The sequence below is a fragment of the Oceanibium sediminis genome (genome assembly GCF_003265325.1).
GTDB classification, from domain to species: Bacteria; Pseudomonadota; Alphaproteobacteria; order Rhodobacterales; family Rhodobacteraceae; genus Halovulum; species Halovulum sediminis.
In genome coordinates, this window is sequence record NZ_QGNX01000006.1 from 111,894 (window position 1) to 127,514 (window position 15,621).

The following is a 15,621-nucleotide window of genomic DNA, read 5'->3' on the forward strand; positions in this document are numbered from 1 at the left end:
TCAGACCTCCTCCTCCATGGCGAAGACGAGGGTCAGGACGGATCCGAAGACCACTAGGTAGACCCCGATATCGAACACCAGGACCGAGGACAACGGCAGGCCCTTGTCCTCGCCGCTCGCACCGATGAACAGCCATTGGCCGGTGAAGAACGCATCGCCCATCACGCCCGCGAACAGCCCCGCCAGCAGGGCGATGCCAAGCCCCGTGGCGGCGATGTTCTGGGGCATGACGCGCAGCGCGGCGCGCGCCTCGGCCGTGCCGCAGGCGATGGCGTAGATCACGAAGCCCGTGGCCCCGATCAGCCCGCCGATGAAGCCCCCGCCCGGCTCGTTATGGCCGCGCAGCAGCATGTAGACGGAAAAGATCAGCAACAGCGCGGACAGGTAGCGCGTGGCGACCTGAAGGATCAGCGAGTTCATTTCTCCACCTCCTCCTTCGTGGTGCGCAGCAGCGCATAGGCGGCAAGGGCGGCGATCAGGACCACGGCGATTTCCCCGAAGGTGTCGAGCGCGCGGAAGTCGACAAGGATCACGTTGACGATGTTGCGTCCGAAAGCCTCGGGCCAGGCGGTGACTTCGAAGTAATCGGTCAGGCGCGTGTCCAGCGGCTGGGCCAGTACCTGCAGTACGATCATCGTGACCACCACGCCGACACCCGCGCCCAGCACCGCGTCACGCGGGCGCCAGTCCCGGCGGCGGTTCTCATCCAGGTGCGGCAGGCGCAGCATGACAACCGCGATCAGCACCACGACCAGCGTCTCCACCAGAAGCTGCGTGATCGCCACGTCCGGCGCACCGTAGATCACGAAGATCAGCGCCACCCCGATCCCCACGACGCCGAGTGCGGCGATGGCGGCCACCCGGCTGCCGGTCAGCGCCACTTCGATCGTGCCCGCGATGATCAGCGCGATGATCGCCCAGTGCTTCAGCTCCAGGTCCGGAAAGCTCAGCGCCGGAATGCCGGGGCTGCGGGCGTAGAGGGTCCAGGCGAGCGTGACGAACAGGGCGCCGAAGATCGTCAGCAGGTAGCGGCGCAGCACGCCCGATTGCAGCAGCCGCGTCTGCCATGAAGCAACGGCCTTCAGCCCGTCCAGCAGCCGGTCCCAGCCCGTATCGAAATGCGGCGCGGCCTCGTCCCAGCGGGTCAGCACGGCGCGCAGCCGCCCGTGCAGCGCGTAAAGCGTCAGGCCCAGGATGAAGGTCGCCACGCTCAGGATCAGGGGCAGGTTCACCCCGGCCCAGAGGTGCAGCTCCTTCGCCTCACCCCGCGCGCGCAGGATGGAATCGACACCCGGATTGATCAGGGTGGCCTGGATCAGGTCCGGCTGGATGCCGAAGACCGCGCCCAGCGCGGCCAGGATCACCGGCCCCGCCAGCATCGGCCAAGGCGCCTCGTGCGGGGTGTCGGGCAGCGCACCGCCCGCGGGCCGCCAGAACGGCTTGAACGACACGACGCCCGCCACCGCCAGCATCAGTGCATTGGCCACCAGCACCGCGCCCGCCACCAGCACGGGCTCCGAGGCGACGGCCAGCGCGCCTGCGTACTTCAGCTCCTTGCCGATGAAACCCAGGAACGGCGGAAACCCGGCCATGGACAGCGCCGCCACCCCGGCCGCGATCGCCGTGACCGGCATCGCGCGCGCCAAGCCGCCCAGCAGCGCCGCATCGCGCGTGCCGGTGCCGTGATCGACACAGCCCACCACAAGGAACAGCGCCGCCTTGTAAAGCGAATGCACGATCAGGAAGGTGCAGAAGGCCGTGATCGCGTATTCCGTGTCCGAGCCGAGGAACAGCGTCAGCGTGCCCAGCGCCATCAGCGTGGTATAGGCCAGCGCCAGCTTCAGGTCCGTCTGACGCAGCGCCAGAACGCTGGCGAACACCGCCGTGACGGCGCCAAGGATGGTCAGTGTCCATAGCCAGACCTCGGTTCCCGACAGCGCCGGGTGCAGGCGCGCCATCAGGTAGACGCCCGCCTTCACCATGGTCGCCGAATGCAGGAACGCGCTGACCGGCGTCGGGGCGGCCATGGCGTTGGGCAGCCAGAAATGGAACGGCACCTGCGCGGATTTCGTGAACGCCCCGGCCAGGATCAGCACCAGGATCGGCACGTAAAGCGCGTGCTCGCGCACCACGTCACCCTGCGCGATGATCCCGGAAATCGAGTAGGTGCCCGCCACGGACCCCAGCAGGATCAGCCCCGCCAGCAGCGCCAGCGCGCCCGCGCCCGTCACCAGCATCGCCTGAAGCGCCGAGCGGCGCGAGGAGGCGGATTCATGCCCGAAGCCGATCAGCAGGTAGGACGTCAGCGTCGTCAGCTCCCAGAACACGAACAGCGCCAGCAGGTTGTCGGACACCACCAGCCCCAGCATGGCCAGCATGAACAGCGTCAGGTACAGCGCGAACCGCGCGTATTGCGGATGCCCCGCCAGGTAGCTGTTGGAATAGAGCATCACCAGCGTGCCGATGCCCGAAATCAGCAGCGCGAAGACCAGGCTCAGCCCGTCGAGCGTAAAGGCCAGCTGCACATCCAGCGCCGGGACCCAAGGGACGCTGACCATCTGCGGGCCAAACCGCGACACGGCACTGATCTGGCTGAAAAAGAAGACGAACAGCGCCGCCGCCAGGGCGATCGGCAGGACACCGATGATCCCGTTGCCGCGTTTCTCGCCTGCCGTCGTCATTTGGCGCGTTCTCCCTTCCGCGCAGGCCACCGGGCCGCGGGCGTCATTCCTGAAAGCGTACAGCGGGCAAGGCCCCGTGTCACAGAGTTACGTGGGCATATGGCATGCGGGGTGGAAGCTTCAAATTGAAACACTCCGTGAGTATGATAGATTCTATCTATCAAAGGATAACAAATGCCATCGCTCCAACAATTGCGATACCTCGTCGCGCTGGCCGATCACCGCCACTTCCGCCGCGCGGCAGAGGCCTGCCACGTCACCCAGCCCACGCTGTCCGCGCAGGTCCGCGCGCTGGAGGCCCGGCTGAACGCGCCCCTGATCGAGCGCAACCGCGGCGGCGTCGTGCTCAGCCCCACCGGGGTGGAGATCACGCGAAAGGCCCGCATCGTGCTGCGCGAGGTGGCCGAGATCGAGGCGCTCGCCCGCCAGGCCACCGCGCCGCTGGCCGCCACCATCAACGTCGGCGTGGTGCACACCCTTGGCAGCTACCTGTTGCCGCTGATCGTGCCCGCCTTGCGCGAAACCCACCCCGCGCTGAAGTTCTACGTCCGCGAAGGACTGCCCGCGCGGCTGACCGACGCCCTGGCCGAGGGCCGGGTGGACCTGCTGTTCTATCCCCTGCCCGTGCGCGGCCCGGATATCGAGACGACGCCCCTGTTCCGCGAACCGCTGCTGATCGCCGCCCCGCCCGACCACCGCGTGGCGCGCGCCGCGCGGGTCGATCCCCGCGACCTGGCCGGGGAAACGGTGATGACGCTGGAACCGGGGCACAAGCTGTATGACCAGGTGCGCGCCCTTTGCGAGGAAACCGGCGCGATCCTGAGCCACGATTACGAGGGCACCAGCCTCGACACGCTGCGCCAGATGGTGGCCATGGGCATGGGGCTGAGCCTGCTGCCCGCGCTCTACGTCCGCTCGGAAGTGACCAAGCAGACGCAGGTGGTGGCGCGGCGTTTCGACGGGCACGCGCCGACGCGCACCATCGGCATGGTCTGGCGCAAGGGCACTGTGCGCGACGAGGAGTTCCGCGCCCTGGCCAGCGCGATCCGGGGCATCCTGCGATCCGCCGCGCCAGAGGTCAGCGTTCTGGGCGCCTAAGGCTGGCGGAGTCCCTGCGGCGGGCGTGGTCTGGGGGGCCAGCCCCCCGCCGCCGATGGCGGCACCCCCCGGGATATTTCGAGACTTTGGAGGTGGGGGCCGGTGCTTCGCGGGCGCGTGGCAGTCCAGGTGAACGATCGTTCATTTCCCTGGCGGAGTGCTGGTTTAGAGGCCGTCCCTGACCGCGCGCACGGCCAGTGCAGCAAGCGCCTTGAGGTCCCCGAAGTAGCCCCCGCTGCGCGCCGGGCGCGTCGGGTCCGAGGTGATGGCCAGCGTCATTTTCTGGTCTGGCGCGACGAGGACCAGCTGGCCGCCATAGCCGCGCCCGTAGACGACCCGCTCCCCCGCGAGGCGGGTCGTGAACCAGCCATAGCCGTAGCCATCCCCCGAAAAGGGCGAGGTGGCGCGCGCCTGCCAGGACGTGTCCAGCCAGTCGGGGCTGATCACCTGCGTCCCCTGCCAGCGGCCGCGTTTCAGGCACATGCGTGCGAAGCGTGACAGCGCCAGCGGGCTCATCGCCATTTCGTTGCCGCCGAGGTAGTTGCCCTGGGGATCGCGCACCCAGGCAGGGAAGTCCGCCTCGAGCGGGCCACCCAGCCAGTCACGCGCCAGTGCGGCGAGCGAGCGCCCGCTGGCACGGGCCAGCGCCGCGCCGAGGATGTGGTAGTTGCCAGTTGAGTAGATGAAGCGCGTGCCGGGGCGCGCCTCCAGCGGCTGGTCCAGTGCGAAATCGACCCAGTTGCGGCTCGACACCCAGGCGCCGTAGTTCCGCCCCGAGGTGCTGGCTAGCCCGGAGCGCATGGACAGCAGGTGACCGATGCTCAGCCCGGCCTTCTCGCCCCTGTCCGCGCGGCCGAGCAGCGGCAGCACCGGCGCATCGGGTCCAGCGATCAGCCCCTTGTCGATGGCGATGCCGGTGAGGGTGGCGAGCAGGGTCTTGCTGACAGACTTCACGTTGGCGGGCCGGTGCAGGGGCGGGCCGCGGAACGCCTCGGCCAGGAGGGTCTGGTCGTCGCGGGTCAGCACGATGCCGTGCAACTGGTCCAGCCCCCGCGCCGCGTCGGCGACCATGCCGTCGCTGGCCGCGCGGACGGGCGCAGCGAGCAAGACGGCGGCGGATGCGGCGAGCATCGCACGGCGGCTCAGGCGGGGCGGGTGGAGAGCGGGTGTGATCATCGGCAAAGTCTTGCAGCATCCCGCCCGGGTTTGAAGGGGGCGCGGCGCTCACAACTCCGTTAACGGGCGGCGCGGGCGCAGATGTGCAAGATTTGGCTACAGTTTCCCCGGCAGGGCCGATAGTTTGGGCAAAACGCGGACGCGCGTGGGAAAACCCGCGCCCCCGCACGGAAAGGAGCCCATATGCCCGCCATCGCGATCCTTGGCATTTTCGTCGCCGACGCCACCTTCCGCGCCCCGCGCCAGCCCGCCATGGGCGAAACGATCCTTGGCCAGGGCTTCGCGCTGGGGCCCGGTGGCAAGGGTTCCAACCAGGCGGTGGCGGCGGCCCGCGCGGGGGGCGACGCGCGCTTCCTCACGCGGCTGGGCCGGGACACCTTCGCCGACATGGCGCGAAAGGTCTGGGCCGAGGCGGGCGTGACCCCCCACATCATCGAGGATCCCGACAGCTACACCGGCGCGGCCGGCATCTTCGTGGACCCGGCCACGGGGGAAAACGCCATCATCGTCTGCCCCGGCTCGGCGGAAAACCTGTCCCCCGCCGATCTTGACGCGCAACGCCCGCTGATCGAAAACGCCGCGATCTTCCTCACCCAGCTGGAACAGCCCCTGGCCGCCGCCAAGCACGGCCTCGGAATCGCCCGCGCCGCCGGGGTGCGCACCATCCTAAACCCCGCCCCCGCCGCCGAGTTGCCGGGCGAGATGCTGGCGCTCTGCGATATCGTCACACCGAACGAGACCGAGGCCGAGGCCCTGACCGGCGTGCGCGTCGAAACCCTGGACGAGGCCCGTGCCGCCGCCGCCGCCCTGCGCGCGCGGGGCGCGGGCGCGGCGCTGATTACGCTGGGCGCGCGCGGGGTGCTCTATGACGACGGGACGATCAGCGAGTATATCCCCGCGTTCAAGGTCACACAGGTGGTCGAGACGACCGGCGCCGGCGACGCATTCAACGGGACCTTCGCCACCGCACTCGCGGAAGGGGCGGACGTGCTGACAGCGGCCCGCTTCGGCTGCGCGGCGGCCAGTATTTCGGTCACACGACCAGGCGCGGCCGCCTCCATGCCGACGCGGGCGGAAATCGACGCGGTGCTGGCGGGCTGAAACGGCCCCGCAGCACCTCAGTTCAAGGGCTTTTCGAAGAACACCCGCTCGAACCCGTCCTCTTTCCGCCGGTCCGTCAGCTGGTAGCCGCAGCGCTGGTACCAGGCGATGTTCCCCTCCATCCGGGCGTTGGTGTAAAGGGTCACCCGCCCCGCCCCCGCGTCCCGCGCCAGCGCCTCGCCCGCCAGCAGAAGCGCCGCGCCAACGCCCTGCCCCTGGCGGTGGGGCGCAATGGCGAGGTTGTCGATCTGCCAGGCGTCGCCGTCGCGATAGGCCACGAGGTAGCCCGCCACTGGCGCGCCGATGACCCAAAGCTCTTCTCGCGCCAGGTGCGCGCCAAAATCCGCCACCATCGGCGCGGGCCTGCGCCCGATCCGCGCCACGTAAGGCGCATAGGCCGCCTGCGCGATTGCGCGCACCGCCGGCAGGTCACCGGCCCCGGCGCGGCGCAATCCGTTGTCTACCCTTGCCCTGTCCATTTCCACGCTCCATTGTGCGTTTAAGACCCATCTTTCAGGCACGCCAAGCATGTCAGAAGACGCCACACCGCGCGAGTCCATCCTGCGCGCCGACCGCTCGCTTTTCCAGCGCGGCCCTGCCCACGGCGCGGCTGTCGGACGGGCGGCGCCTCATCGCTGGCTGTTGGGCGATGAAACCCCTCGAAACTGAATAGGACGACTGATGCGCTTTTCCGCCAACCTCGGGTTCCTGTGGACCGACAGACCCCTGACCGACCGTATCGCCGCCGCTGCCGCTGCCGGTTTCGATGCCGTCGAATGCCATTTTCCTTACGACACCGATCCCGGCGCGGTGAAACGCGCGCTGGAGGAAACCGGGCTTTCCATGCTCGGCCTGAACACCGTGCCCGGCGACACGTCGGCGGGGGACTTCGGCCTCTGCGCCCTGCCCGGCCGCACCTCGGAGGCGCGCGCGGCCATCGACCAGGCGCTGGAGTATGCCAGCGCCATCGACTGCCCCAACATCCACGTCATGGCGGGCAAGTCCGCCGGGCAGGCCGAGGCCGCCAGCACCTTTCGCGAAAACCTGACCTATGCGGTCGAGGGCGCTCTCACGCGGGACAAGACCATCCTGATCGAGCCGATCAACACCCGCGATGTGCCGGGCTACTTCCTCTCCACCCTCGAAAGCGCCAGCCTGCTGATCGAGCAGATGGGTGTCGAGGGGCTGAAGATCATGTTCGACTGCTACCACCTGCAGATCATGGGCGGCGACCTGCTGCGCCGCTACAGCGCGCACGCGCACCAGGTCGGCCACATCCAGTTCGCTTCGGTCCCCGACCGGGGCGAGCCGAACCGGGGCGAGGTCCGCTACGACTGGTTGCTGCCCGAACTGGCGGCGGCGGGCTACAAAGGGGCCTTCGGCGCGGAATACCGTCCCGCCGAGGGTACCGACACGGGCCTCGGCTGGCTGGCCACCTACAAGGCGCTCGGCTGAAAAAGCCGCGGGCCGCGGGGGCAAAATCCCTTGCACGCCTGCCGCGAAGCATGGAATAGGGTGCCAGCTTGCACCAGATGGGGACCCGATGTTCGCAAACAGCTTTCCCGACCGTACCGAAATCGCGCAACTGACAGCCCAGATGCTGTGGGAGTTGGAGGCGGTGCACTTCCGCCCCGAAGAGCCGTTCATCTTCACCTCCGGCCTGGCCTCCCCGGTCTATATCGATTGCCGCAAGCTGATCTCCTTTCCCAGGGTGCGCGCGGCGCTGATGGACTTCATGGTCGCGACACTGTTCCGCGACGTGGGCTTCGAGCAGTTCGACGCGGTCGCGGGCGGGGAAACCGCCGGCATCCCCTTCGCCGCCTGGATTTCCGAGCGGATGGGCCTGCCCATGCAGTACGTGCGCAAGAAGCCGAAGGGCTTCGGGCGCGATGCGCAGATTGAAGGCTCGCTCACCGAAGGGCAGCGCGTGCTGCTGGTCGAGGATCTGGCCACGGACGGCGGCTCGAAGCTGAAATTCGCCGAGGCCCTGCGCAAGGCGGGCGCGCACTGCAACCACACCTCGGTGCTGTTCTACTACGACATCTTTGAAGGCGGCGTGGAAATGCTTGCCGAAAACGGGCTGCAACTGCACTATCTGGCCACGTGGTGGGACGTGCTGGACGCCGCGCGCAAGAGTGGCCGCTTCGACGAGCAGACCACCGCCGCGGTCGAGGCGTTCCTGCATGCGCCGCTGGAATGGTCCGGCGCCAATGGCGGCGTGACCAAGGTGGTCTCCGGAGGTTGACCCAAGCTTGAAAGGACAATCAAGGCGATGAGTGCCCGTGCCGAAGCTCTGCTGAAGGAAACGCCGCTCTTCGCCAACCTCTCCCCCGAGGCGCTGACGCGGTTGGCCGCGCTCAGCCATTTTCGCGCGACCAAACGGGGCGAGGTGCTGTTCCAGCAGGGCGACGCCTCGGACCGGCTTTACGTCATGGCCCGCGGCACGGCGACGCTGTCGATCCTGTCCGAGGACGGGCACGAGCTGATCGTCCACATCCTGCAACCGGGCACCGGCTTTGGCGAGGTGGCCCTGCTTGACGGGCGCAGCCGCACCGCCACCTGCACCATCCGCGACCCGGGCGAGGTGCTGACCCTGAACCGGTCGGTGTTCCTGGACCTGCTCGACGATCCGTCCGTCGCGCGCGCGGTGATCGACCGGCTTTGCGTGATGCTGCGCCTTGCCACGGATAAGGTGGAGCTGCTGGCCCACAAGCCCCTGCGCGCCCGCCTCGCCCATGTCCTACTGTCCGAGGCGACGCCGGGCACACCCCCGAAGGTCACGAACACCCAGCAGGAACTGGCGTATATGTGCAGCGGCGCACGGCCCCGGATCAACCAGATCCTGAAGGCGTTTGAGGACGAGGGCCTGATCGGCAAGGACGGGCGCACGATCCTCCTGCGCGACCGCGCGGGCCTGGAGGACGCGGCCCAGAGCCAGGCCGACGACTGAGGGGGCCTGCTCTCAGGGCAGTTTCACGTCCGAGCGGCCCGCCAGGATCTTGGCGACGGCGGCGTCCGCCTCACGCCCCATCCCGGCTTGCGAGGTCTGGGTGAACAGCTCCAGCGCCACGCGCGCCAGGGGCACGTCCACGGGCTTTTCGTTGTTGGTCGCCGCCTCTGTCACGATGCCGAGGTCCTTCACGAAGATATCCACCGCCGAGAGGGGCGCGTAATCTCCCTTCAGCACCTGCGGCGCGCGGTTCTCGAACATCCAGCTGTTGCCCGCGCTTTGCGTGATCACGTCGTACACAACCTCGAGGTCCAGCTCTTCCTTGCTGGCCAGCACCAGCGCCTCGGCCATGGCGGCGATGTGGATGCCGGCGAGGTGCTGGTTGATCATCTTCAGCTTCGCGCCGGTGCCCGGTGTCTCGCCAAGGCGGAAGACCTTGCTTGAAATCGCCTCAAGCGCGGGGGCGGCCGCCTCGAACGCTTCGTTCGCGCCCGAGGCGATCAGCGTCAATTCCCCGCTTTCCGCCTTAGCCGCGCCGCCCGAGACGGGGCAGTCGATTACGCGCATCCCCGCGGCGACCAGGTCGCCGGAAATCTTCTCAGACTCGGCGGGCGACATGGTGGGGCACAGCACGAAGACGCAGCCAAGCTCCGCCTCGGCTACCGCGCCGGTCTTGCCGAACAACACGCTGCGCGCCTGCTGGGCGTTCACCACGAACACGAGGATGACGTCCTTGTCCTTCGCCGCCTCTGCGGGGGTGGCGGCGAACCCGCCGCCCGCATCGCGGAAACGCGCCGCGACCTCTTCGGAGATATCGCAGCCCGTGGTGTCGATCCCCGCGCGCAGCAGGGACACCGCAGCGCCCCAGCCCATCGATCCCAGTCCAATGACAGCAGCTTTCATATCGGCCCCTCCGATTTAGCGGCTCAGCGTTCTGCTGACCGCGTCTTTCCACCCTGCATGACGCCGGGCACGTGTGGCATCGTCCATATCCGGCTCGAACCGGCGCTCCAGCATCCAGCCCTTGGCGAAATCTTCCGGGCCGGGGTAGATCCCGGCCTTCATCCCCGCCAGCCACGCGGCACCAAGGGCCGTCGTTTCCAGAACTTCGGGGCGGTCCACCGGCGCCCCCAGCATGTCCGACAGGAACTGCATCGTCCAGTCCGACGCGCTCATGCCACCGTCAACACGCAGAACCGCCTTCGCCGCCCCGTCGGATGCGCCGCCCCAGTCGTCCTGCATCGCTTCCCACAGGTCGCGGGTCTGGAAGGCGACCGATTCAAGTGCCGCCTTGGCGAATTCCGCCGGGCCGGAGCTGCGCGTCAGCCCATAGATCGCGCCACGGCATTCCGCGTCCCAATAGGGCGCGCCAAGGCCGGTGAAGGCGGGCACGAGGTAGAGTTCCTGGTTCGGGTCCGCCGCTTCGGCCAGCGGCTGGGTTTCCTTCGCCTCGCGAATGATCTTCAGCCCGTCGCGCAGCCATTGCACGACCGCCCCCGCGATGAAGATCGAGCCCTCAAGGGCGTAAGTGGGCTTGCCGTCCAGCTGGTAGGCAATGGTCGTCAGCAGCCGGTTGCGGCTGGCCACCGGCTTGTCCCCGGTGTTGAGCAGCGCGAAACAGCCCGTGCCGTAGGTGGATTTCAGCATCCCCGGCTGGAAGCACGCCTGCCCCACCGTGGCGGCCTGCTGATCGCCCGCCACGCCCAGGATCGGCACTTCGCGCCCGAAGATGTCGGCGCGCGCCATGCCGAACTCGGCCGCGCAGTCCAGCACCTCGGGCAGCATGGACATGGGGATGTTCAGCAGCGAACAGATGTCCATGTCCCACGCGCCCTCGTGGATGTTGTAAAGCATGGTGCGCGCGGCGTTGGTCGCGTCGGTCACGTGCCGCTTGCCCCCGGTAAGGCGCCAGATCAGGTAGCTGTCGACGGTGCCGAAGGCCAGCTTGCCCGCCTCGGCTGCGGCGCGCGCGCCGTCCACCTTGTCCAGGATCCAGGCCAGCTTGGTGGCGCTGAAATAGGGGTCCAGCAGCAGGCCCGTGCGCTCGGTGATCATCTGCTCGTGGCCCGCCTCGCGCAGCTTGGCGCAGGTGTCCGCGGTGCGGCGGTCCTGCCAGACGATGGCGTTGTAGACGGGTTTGCCGCTTTCGCGATCCCAGACGACGACGGTTTCGCGCTGGTTGGTGATGCCGATCGCGCTGATCTGGTCCGGGGACAGCCCGGCACGCTCGATCGCGCCGCGGCAGGTGCCGGCGGTGGTGGACCACAGGTCCGCGGGGTCATGCTCCACCCAGCCGCTGTCGGGGAAATGCTGGGTGAACTCCTCCTGTGCGGAGGCGACAATGCGCATGTTCGCGTCGAAAATGATCGCGCGGCTGGACGTGGTGCCCTGATCGATGGCGAGAACGTGGCTCATCCTCTGCTCCCTTGATGCGTGTTTGCGCGCAGAGTGCAATGGCAGCCCGCAGGCTGCAAGCGCGAAGCCCCGCTCATCCCACGGTCTGGTTTATTTCCACCAGGTTCATTGCCGGATCATAGGCATAGATGTTGTGCAATCCCGGGATCGCGAAGACGCCCGCGTCCGAAAACGGGATGCCCGCCGCGCTGAGCCGCGCCATCACCGCACCAAGGTCCGGCACCTCGATCGCCAGGTGCCCGCCGATGGAAGGGTTGTGCATCAGCCCGTTTTCCTGCGCGAAACGCGGGTCCGGCGCGATCAGGTGCAGCCCCCGGTGCCCGCCGCCCTTTGACGGGTCGGGAAACAGCGCAAGCTGGTCGGGGTTGGCCGGGATGTAGCCCCGGGTCCGCGGAAAGCTCCAGGCCCCCTCCTCCATGCCCAGAACGGTGCTGTAGAACGCCGCCGTCTTGCGAACGTCTGTTGTTTGCAGATTGACGTGATGAATGGACCAGCTCATGGCGGCCTCCCCCTGTTGTTGCGTGTGCCGCGTGTTCGGGCACCCGTACAGCGTGACCGCTGGCACGCGCTTTGGGAAGGCTCAGCCGAGGTTGGCGGCTGCCACCCGGCGGTCAGGGTGCAGGTTGCCGCTGGCCGTCCACATACGGACGGCGAGGTAGCGCGGGGACATGACCCCGATCAGCTGCAATACGCGCAACAGCGGCGCGAGGTGCGCCACCGCGATACAAAGCCCGTAGGCGACAAGCGTCATGTAGAAGAACAGCGCCAGCACGAAACCCGGCGCACCGATGAGCCGTTCCCCGAAGCCTAAGCCGAAGCGGCCGCTGACCGACACGGTGAACGCGTCGGCGCCCCGGGCGATGCCGTTTCAAGGCACCGGAACAGAAAAACGGGTCCCGAGGGACCCGTCTTCGTTCAAGCACAGAAAGTCAGGCTCAGGCTGCGGCGCGACGTTCGCTTTCCTCGCGGCTCAGCGCCACGGATGTGCGGACACCGCGCGATACGAAGGCCATCAGGCCCTGCACAGCACGTTCATTCGGGTCGATGCCAGCACAGCTCAGCACTTCGCGGCCGTCGCGCGAGCGCGCCCAGCGAGCGATCACTTCCTGACCGTTCCCGTATTTTTTGTCGTCGGCAATAGCGTCGTCCAGAGCTGCCAGCACAACGGCGGCAAACAGTTTCTGGGACCGTTTACCCTGGTCATTCGCAAATGCCGTCGAATCGACGTAATCAAACATACGCGCCCTCAAGATTCTTATTATTTCATCAGCGTGCGGTGCAATATGACGTTTTTTATACAGTGTGCTACGCCGTGGACGGCATGGCTGTCATGCAAAAAACACAACCCTTTCTTCTGGTCCCATGGTTGCACCCGGATTAGAGACCTGACCCCAATGGGTTGCGGCAAATCTCTAGGAGTACATAAGTCGTTAATTCCGGTTAGCAAGCGCTGCATAAATACGGGACGTTCGGTCGCAGGCGCACGATTCACCCCCGCATCCGGGCCCCGCCGGGGTCAAATGGCGGAATAACAACGATTCTCGCCGCCCTGCGCTGGCCCAGAATCTCGATCTGGAACAGCCCTTCCTCCTCCCGCCCGGCCAGGTCCGCGGGCAAATATCCCTGCGCCATGGAGGCCCCTACCCCATACGCATACCCCCCCGAGGTCACCCAGCCGACCACCCGCCAGTCGCCATCGGCCTGCATGTCAGGTGCAGGCACGGCGCTTCCGTCGGGTCCATGGCGCAGGATGCCGCTGGCGTGGGGCTTGCTGATATGGGGCAGCTCGCGCGGCGGGACGCGGGCCCAGATCGGCTCATCCGCCATGGCGTCAGCCGTATCCGCCTGCACGATGAAGGACACGCGGCGCAGGGCGGGCCCTTGCCGGGCCTCTTGCAGGGCGGCGCCGCGACCGATGAAGTCCCCTTTCGACAGGTTCACGAAACGCTCCATCCCCCCCTCATACGGGCCGTAGATGGGGCGAAGCTCGTGCCCCCAGGTCGGGAAGTTCTTTTCCAGGCGCATCGACAGAAGCGCGCGCATCCCGAAATCGCGGAGTCCATGCGCCGCGCCGGCGTCCTTCAGCGCGAGGTATGCACTGCGTTCATAGGCCGGCTCCAGCCAGATCTCATACCCGAGGTCGCCGGTATAACTCAGCCGGTTCACCGTCGCCGGGCAGCCGGCCACGTCCATCTCGGCGACATCCATGAAACGGAACGCGGCGTTGGAGACATCACGCTCGACCACCTGCGCCAGCACGTCGCGCGCCCGTGGCCCGGCGATCGTCAGCCCGACCATGCGCTGGCCGAGCCGGTCGATCCGCACCGACCCGTCGCGCGGCAGGTGCCGCTCGAACCAGCGCATGTGATAGATCTGCGCCGCGCTCGCCCCCCACATCATGAAGCGGCCGCCGCCGATCCGGGCGATGGTGAAATCCCCGATGAGCTTGCCCGCCTCGTTCAGCATGGGGCTGAGCACGATCCGGCCGGGGCGCGGCAGGGCGTTGGTCATCAGCCGGTCCAGAAACGCCTCCGCGCCGCTGCCGGAGACCTCGTATTTCGCGAAATTGGCGATTTCCGAGATGCCGACACGCTCGCGCACCGCGCGCACCTCCGCCGCCACATGGGCGAAATCGTTCGAGCGGTGGAAGCTCGGCTTGTCATGCGCCTCCTCCACACTGGGGGCGAACCACAGCGGCACCTCAAGCCCCCAAGTGTCGCCCATCACCGCGTGGTTGTCGCGAGTCATGATGTCGTAAAGCGGGGTCGTCTGCTGCGGGCGTGCGGCGGGAAGTTCCTCGTTCGGGAAACGGATGGAGAAGCGGTGCGCGTAATTCTCGCGCACCTTGGCGTTGGTGTAGCGCAGGCTGGTCCATTCGCCATAGCGGGCCACGTCCATGCCCCAGACGTCGAAACCCGGATCGCCCGTCGTGATCCAGTTGGCCAGCACAAGCCCCACGCCGCCGCCCTGGCTGAACCCGGCCATGACCGCGCAGGCGGACCAGAAGTTGGTCAGCCCCTGCACCGGGCCGACCAGTGGGTTGCCGTCGGGGGCGAAGGTGAAGGGGCCGTTGATGATCTGCTTGATGCCCGTGCGCTCCAGCGCGGGGAAATGGCGGAAGCCGATTTCCAGGTTCGGCGCGATGCGGTCCAGGTCGGGCGGCAGCAGTTCGTGGCCGAAGTCCCAGGGCGTGCTGCGCGGCGACCAGGGCTTGCAGGCCCGCTCATAGGTGCCGACGAGCAGGCCGTTACGCTCCTGCCGGGTATAGATCTCGCCCTTGAAGTCGATGATGTGGCAGACCTCGCGGCCCGTCGCCTCGTTGAAGGCGATGACCTCGGGGATATCGTCAGTGAGCAGGTACATGTGCTCCATCGCCAGCAACGGCAACTCAAGGCCGACCATGCGCCCCACTTCCCGCGCCCAGAGCCCGGCGGCATTGACCACGTGCTCGGCGCGCACGGTGCCCGCCTCCGTCACAACGTTCCAGGTGCCGTCCGGGTCCTGCGTCAGTTCTTTCACCGGCGTGCGCAGGGCGATTTCCGCCCCCAGCATCTGCGCGGCCTTCGCGTAGGCGTGGGTGGTGCCGGAGGGGTCGAGGTTGCCCTCCACCGGGTCCCACAGCCCGCCCACGAAGTGCTTCGTGTCCAGCAGCGGGAACATCGCCTTGGCGTCGTCCGGCGTGACCAGCTCCATCTCCATCCCCAGCGCACGGCCCTTGGCGTGGGCCGCGCGCAGGAAGTCCATGCGCTCGGGCGTGTCGGCCATCTGGAACCCGCCGGTCAGGTGCAGCCCGCAGGACAGCCCCGATATCTCCTCCAGCTCCCTGTAAAGCCCGATGGTATAGGCCTGCAGCTTCGCGACGTTCGGATCGCCGTTCAACGTGTGGAACCCGCCCGCCGCATGCCAGGACGAGCCCGAGGTCAGCTCGGAACGCTCGATCAACAGGCAATCGCTCCAGCCTGCCCGCGCGAGGTGATAGAGCACCGAGGCCCCGACGACGCCGCCCCCGATGACCACGACCCTTGCTGTGTTGCGCATGTCCCCGCTCCCCGGCTCCGCGTGTTCCTGGCATCTCGCCACGAACCGCCCCCCCCGAGGCAAGCACCCAGCGCCCATCCCCGGCCCGTTTGCGACATCCCCGCCGGGGGGCCCGTAGGGTGGGCACCTTTTGCCCACCCGCCACAGGGTGCGGCGCAAGAC

General features: G+C 67.8%; 15 protein-coding genes. 5 read left to right on the top strand and 10 right to left on the bottom strand.

All coding sequences use genetic code 11. From position 1 onward, the window contains the following. Window positions 1–420: a Na+/H+ antiporter subunit B gene (locus tag DJ029_RS15900; protein ID WP_112323480.1), complete on the bottom strand. Its 420-nt coding sequence runs from the start codon at window positions 418–420 to the stop codon at window positions 1–3. Continuing rightward, window positions 417–2,681, bottom strand: coding sequence for a putative monovalent cation/H+ antiporter subunit A (locus DJ029_RS15905; protein ID WP_112323481.1), 2,265 nt, complete (start codon window positions 2,679–2,681; stop codon window positions 417–419). The genes DJ029_RS15900 and DJ029_RS15905 overlap by 4 nt, the downstream gene beginning before the upstream one ends. Window positions 2,682–2,855: 174 nt before the next feature. Here DJ029_RS15905 and DJ029_RS15910 point away from each other — a divergent pair, with 174 nt between their 5' ends. Next, a complete protein-coding gene (locus DJ029_RS15910; protein WP_112323482.1) occupies window positions 2,856–3,779 on the top strand; it encodes a hydrogen peroxide-inducible genes activator in 924 nt (307 codons plus the stop codon). A 165-nt stretch (window positions 3,780–3,944) separates the two neighbouring features. On the opposite strand, the gene DJ029_RS15915 is transcribed toward DJ029_RS15910, so the two are convergent. After that, window positions 3,945–4,955, bottom strand: a complete 1,011-nt coding sequence (locus DJ029_RS15915; RefSeq protein WP_112323483.1) for a serine hydrolase domain-containing protein — start codon at window positions 4,953–4,955, stop codon at window positions 3,945–3,947. A 183-nt stretch (window positions 4,956–5,138) separates the two neighbouring features. On the opposite strand from DJ029_RS15915, the gene rbsK reads away from it, so the two are divergent. Then, window positions 5,139–6,056 carry a ribokinase gene (gene rbsK, locus DJ029_RS15920; RefSeq protein ID WP_112323484.1) on the top strand — a complete coding sequence of 306 codons (918 nt, stop codon included), beginning with the start codon at window positions 5,139–5,141 and terminating at the stop codon, window positions 6,054–6,056. Between the two features lie 17 nt (window positions 6,057–6,073). Here rbsK and DJ029_RS15925 read toward each other — a convergent pair whose 3' ends face one another. Beyond that, window positions 6,074–6,535 carry a GNAT family N-acetyltransferase gene (locus tag DJ029_RS15925; protein ID WP_157966400.1) on the bottom strand — a complete coding sequence of 154 codons (462 nt, stop codon included), beginning with the start codon at window positions 6,533–6,535 and terminating at the stop codon, window positions 6,074–6,076. Between the two features lie 202 nt (window positions 6,536–6,737). Here DJ029_RS15925 and DJ029_RS15930 point away from each other — a divergent pair, with 202 nt between their 5' ends. From DJ029_RS15930 to DJ029_RS15940, 3 genes are all read left to right on the top strand, one after another. Continuing rightward, window positions 6,738–7,511 (top strand): hydroxypyruvate isomerase family protein, encoded by a 774-nt coding sequence (locus tag DJ029_RS15930; protein ID WP_112323486.1) that lies wholly within the window; start codon window positions 6,738–6,740, stop codon window positions 7,509–7,511. An 88-nt stretch (window positions 7,512–7,599) separates the two neighbouring features. After that, complete coding sequence (locus tag DJ029_RS15935) at window positions 7,600–8,301, top strand: orotate phosphoribosyltransferase (protein ID WP_112323487.1); 702 nt, start codon at window positions 7,600–7,602, stop codon at window positions 8,299–8,301. Between the two features lie 27 nt (window positions 8,302–8,328). Continuing rightward, complete coding sequence (locus DJ029_RS15940; RefSeq protein WP_112323488.1) at window positions 8,329–9,006, top strand: Crp/Fnr family transcriptional regulator; 678 nt, start codon at window positions 8,329–8,331, stop codon at window positions 9,004–9,006. 12 nt (window positions 9,007–9,018) lie between these two features. On the opposite strand, the gene ltnD is transcribed toward DJ029_RS15940, so the two are convergent. The 6 genes from ltnD to DJ029_RS15970 all read right to left on the bottom strand — a co-directional run bounded on the left by ltnD (window position 9,019) and on the right by DJ029_RS15970 (window position 15,459). Further along, entirely contained in the window at window positions 9,019–9,909 is an 891-nt protein-coding gene (gene ltnD, locus DJ029_RS15945; RefSeq protein ID WP_112323489.1) for an L-threonate dehydrogenase, read from the bottom strand. A gap of 15 nt (window positions 9,910–9,924) precedes the next feature. Next, the gene (gene glpK / locus DJ029_RS15950; protein ID WP_112323490.1) at window positions 9,925–11,421 is read right to left on the bottom strand and encodes a glycerol kinase GlpK; all 1,497 of its coding nucleotides are present in this window, start codon (window positions 11,419–11,421) and stop codon (window positions 9,925–9,927) included. Window positions 11,422–11,494: 73 nt separating this feature from the next. Continuing rightward, window positions 11,495–11,920 carry a VOC family protein gene (locus DJ029_RS15955; RefSeq protein ID WP_112323491.1) on the bottom strand — a complete coding sequence of 142 codons (426 nt, stop codon included), beginning with the start codon at window positions 11,918–11,920 and terminating at the stop codon, window positions 11,495–11,497. 81 nt (window positions 11,921–12,001) lie between these two features. Next, a complete protein-coding gene (locus tag DJ029_RS15960; protein ID WP_112323492.1) occupies window positions 12,002–12,256 on the bottom strand; it encodes a hypothetical protein in 255 nt (84 codons plus the stop codon). 100 nt (window positions 12,257–12,356) lie between these two features. Then, window positions 12,357–12,659, bottom strand: coding sequence for a DUF6280 family protein (locus DJ029_RS15965; RefSeq protein ID WP_112323493.1), 303 nt, complete (start codon window positions 12,657–12,659; stop codon window positions 12,357–12,359). A gap of 250 nt (window positions 12,660–12,909) precedes the next feature. After that, a complete protein-coding gene (locus DJ029_RS15970; RefSeq protein ID WP_112323494.1) occupies window positions 12,910–15,459 on the bottom strand; it encodes a GcvT family protein in 2,550 nt (849 codons plus the stop codon). Between the last annotated feature and the right edge of the window lie 162 nt (window positions 15,460–15,621).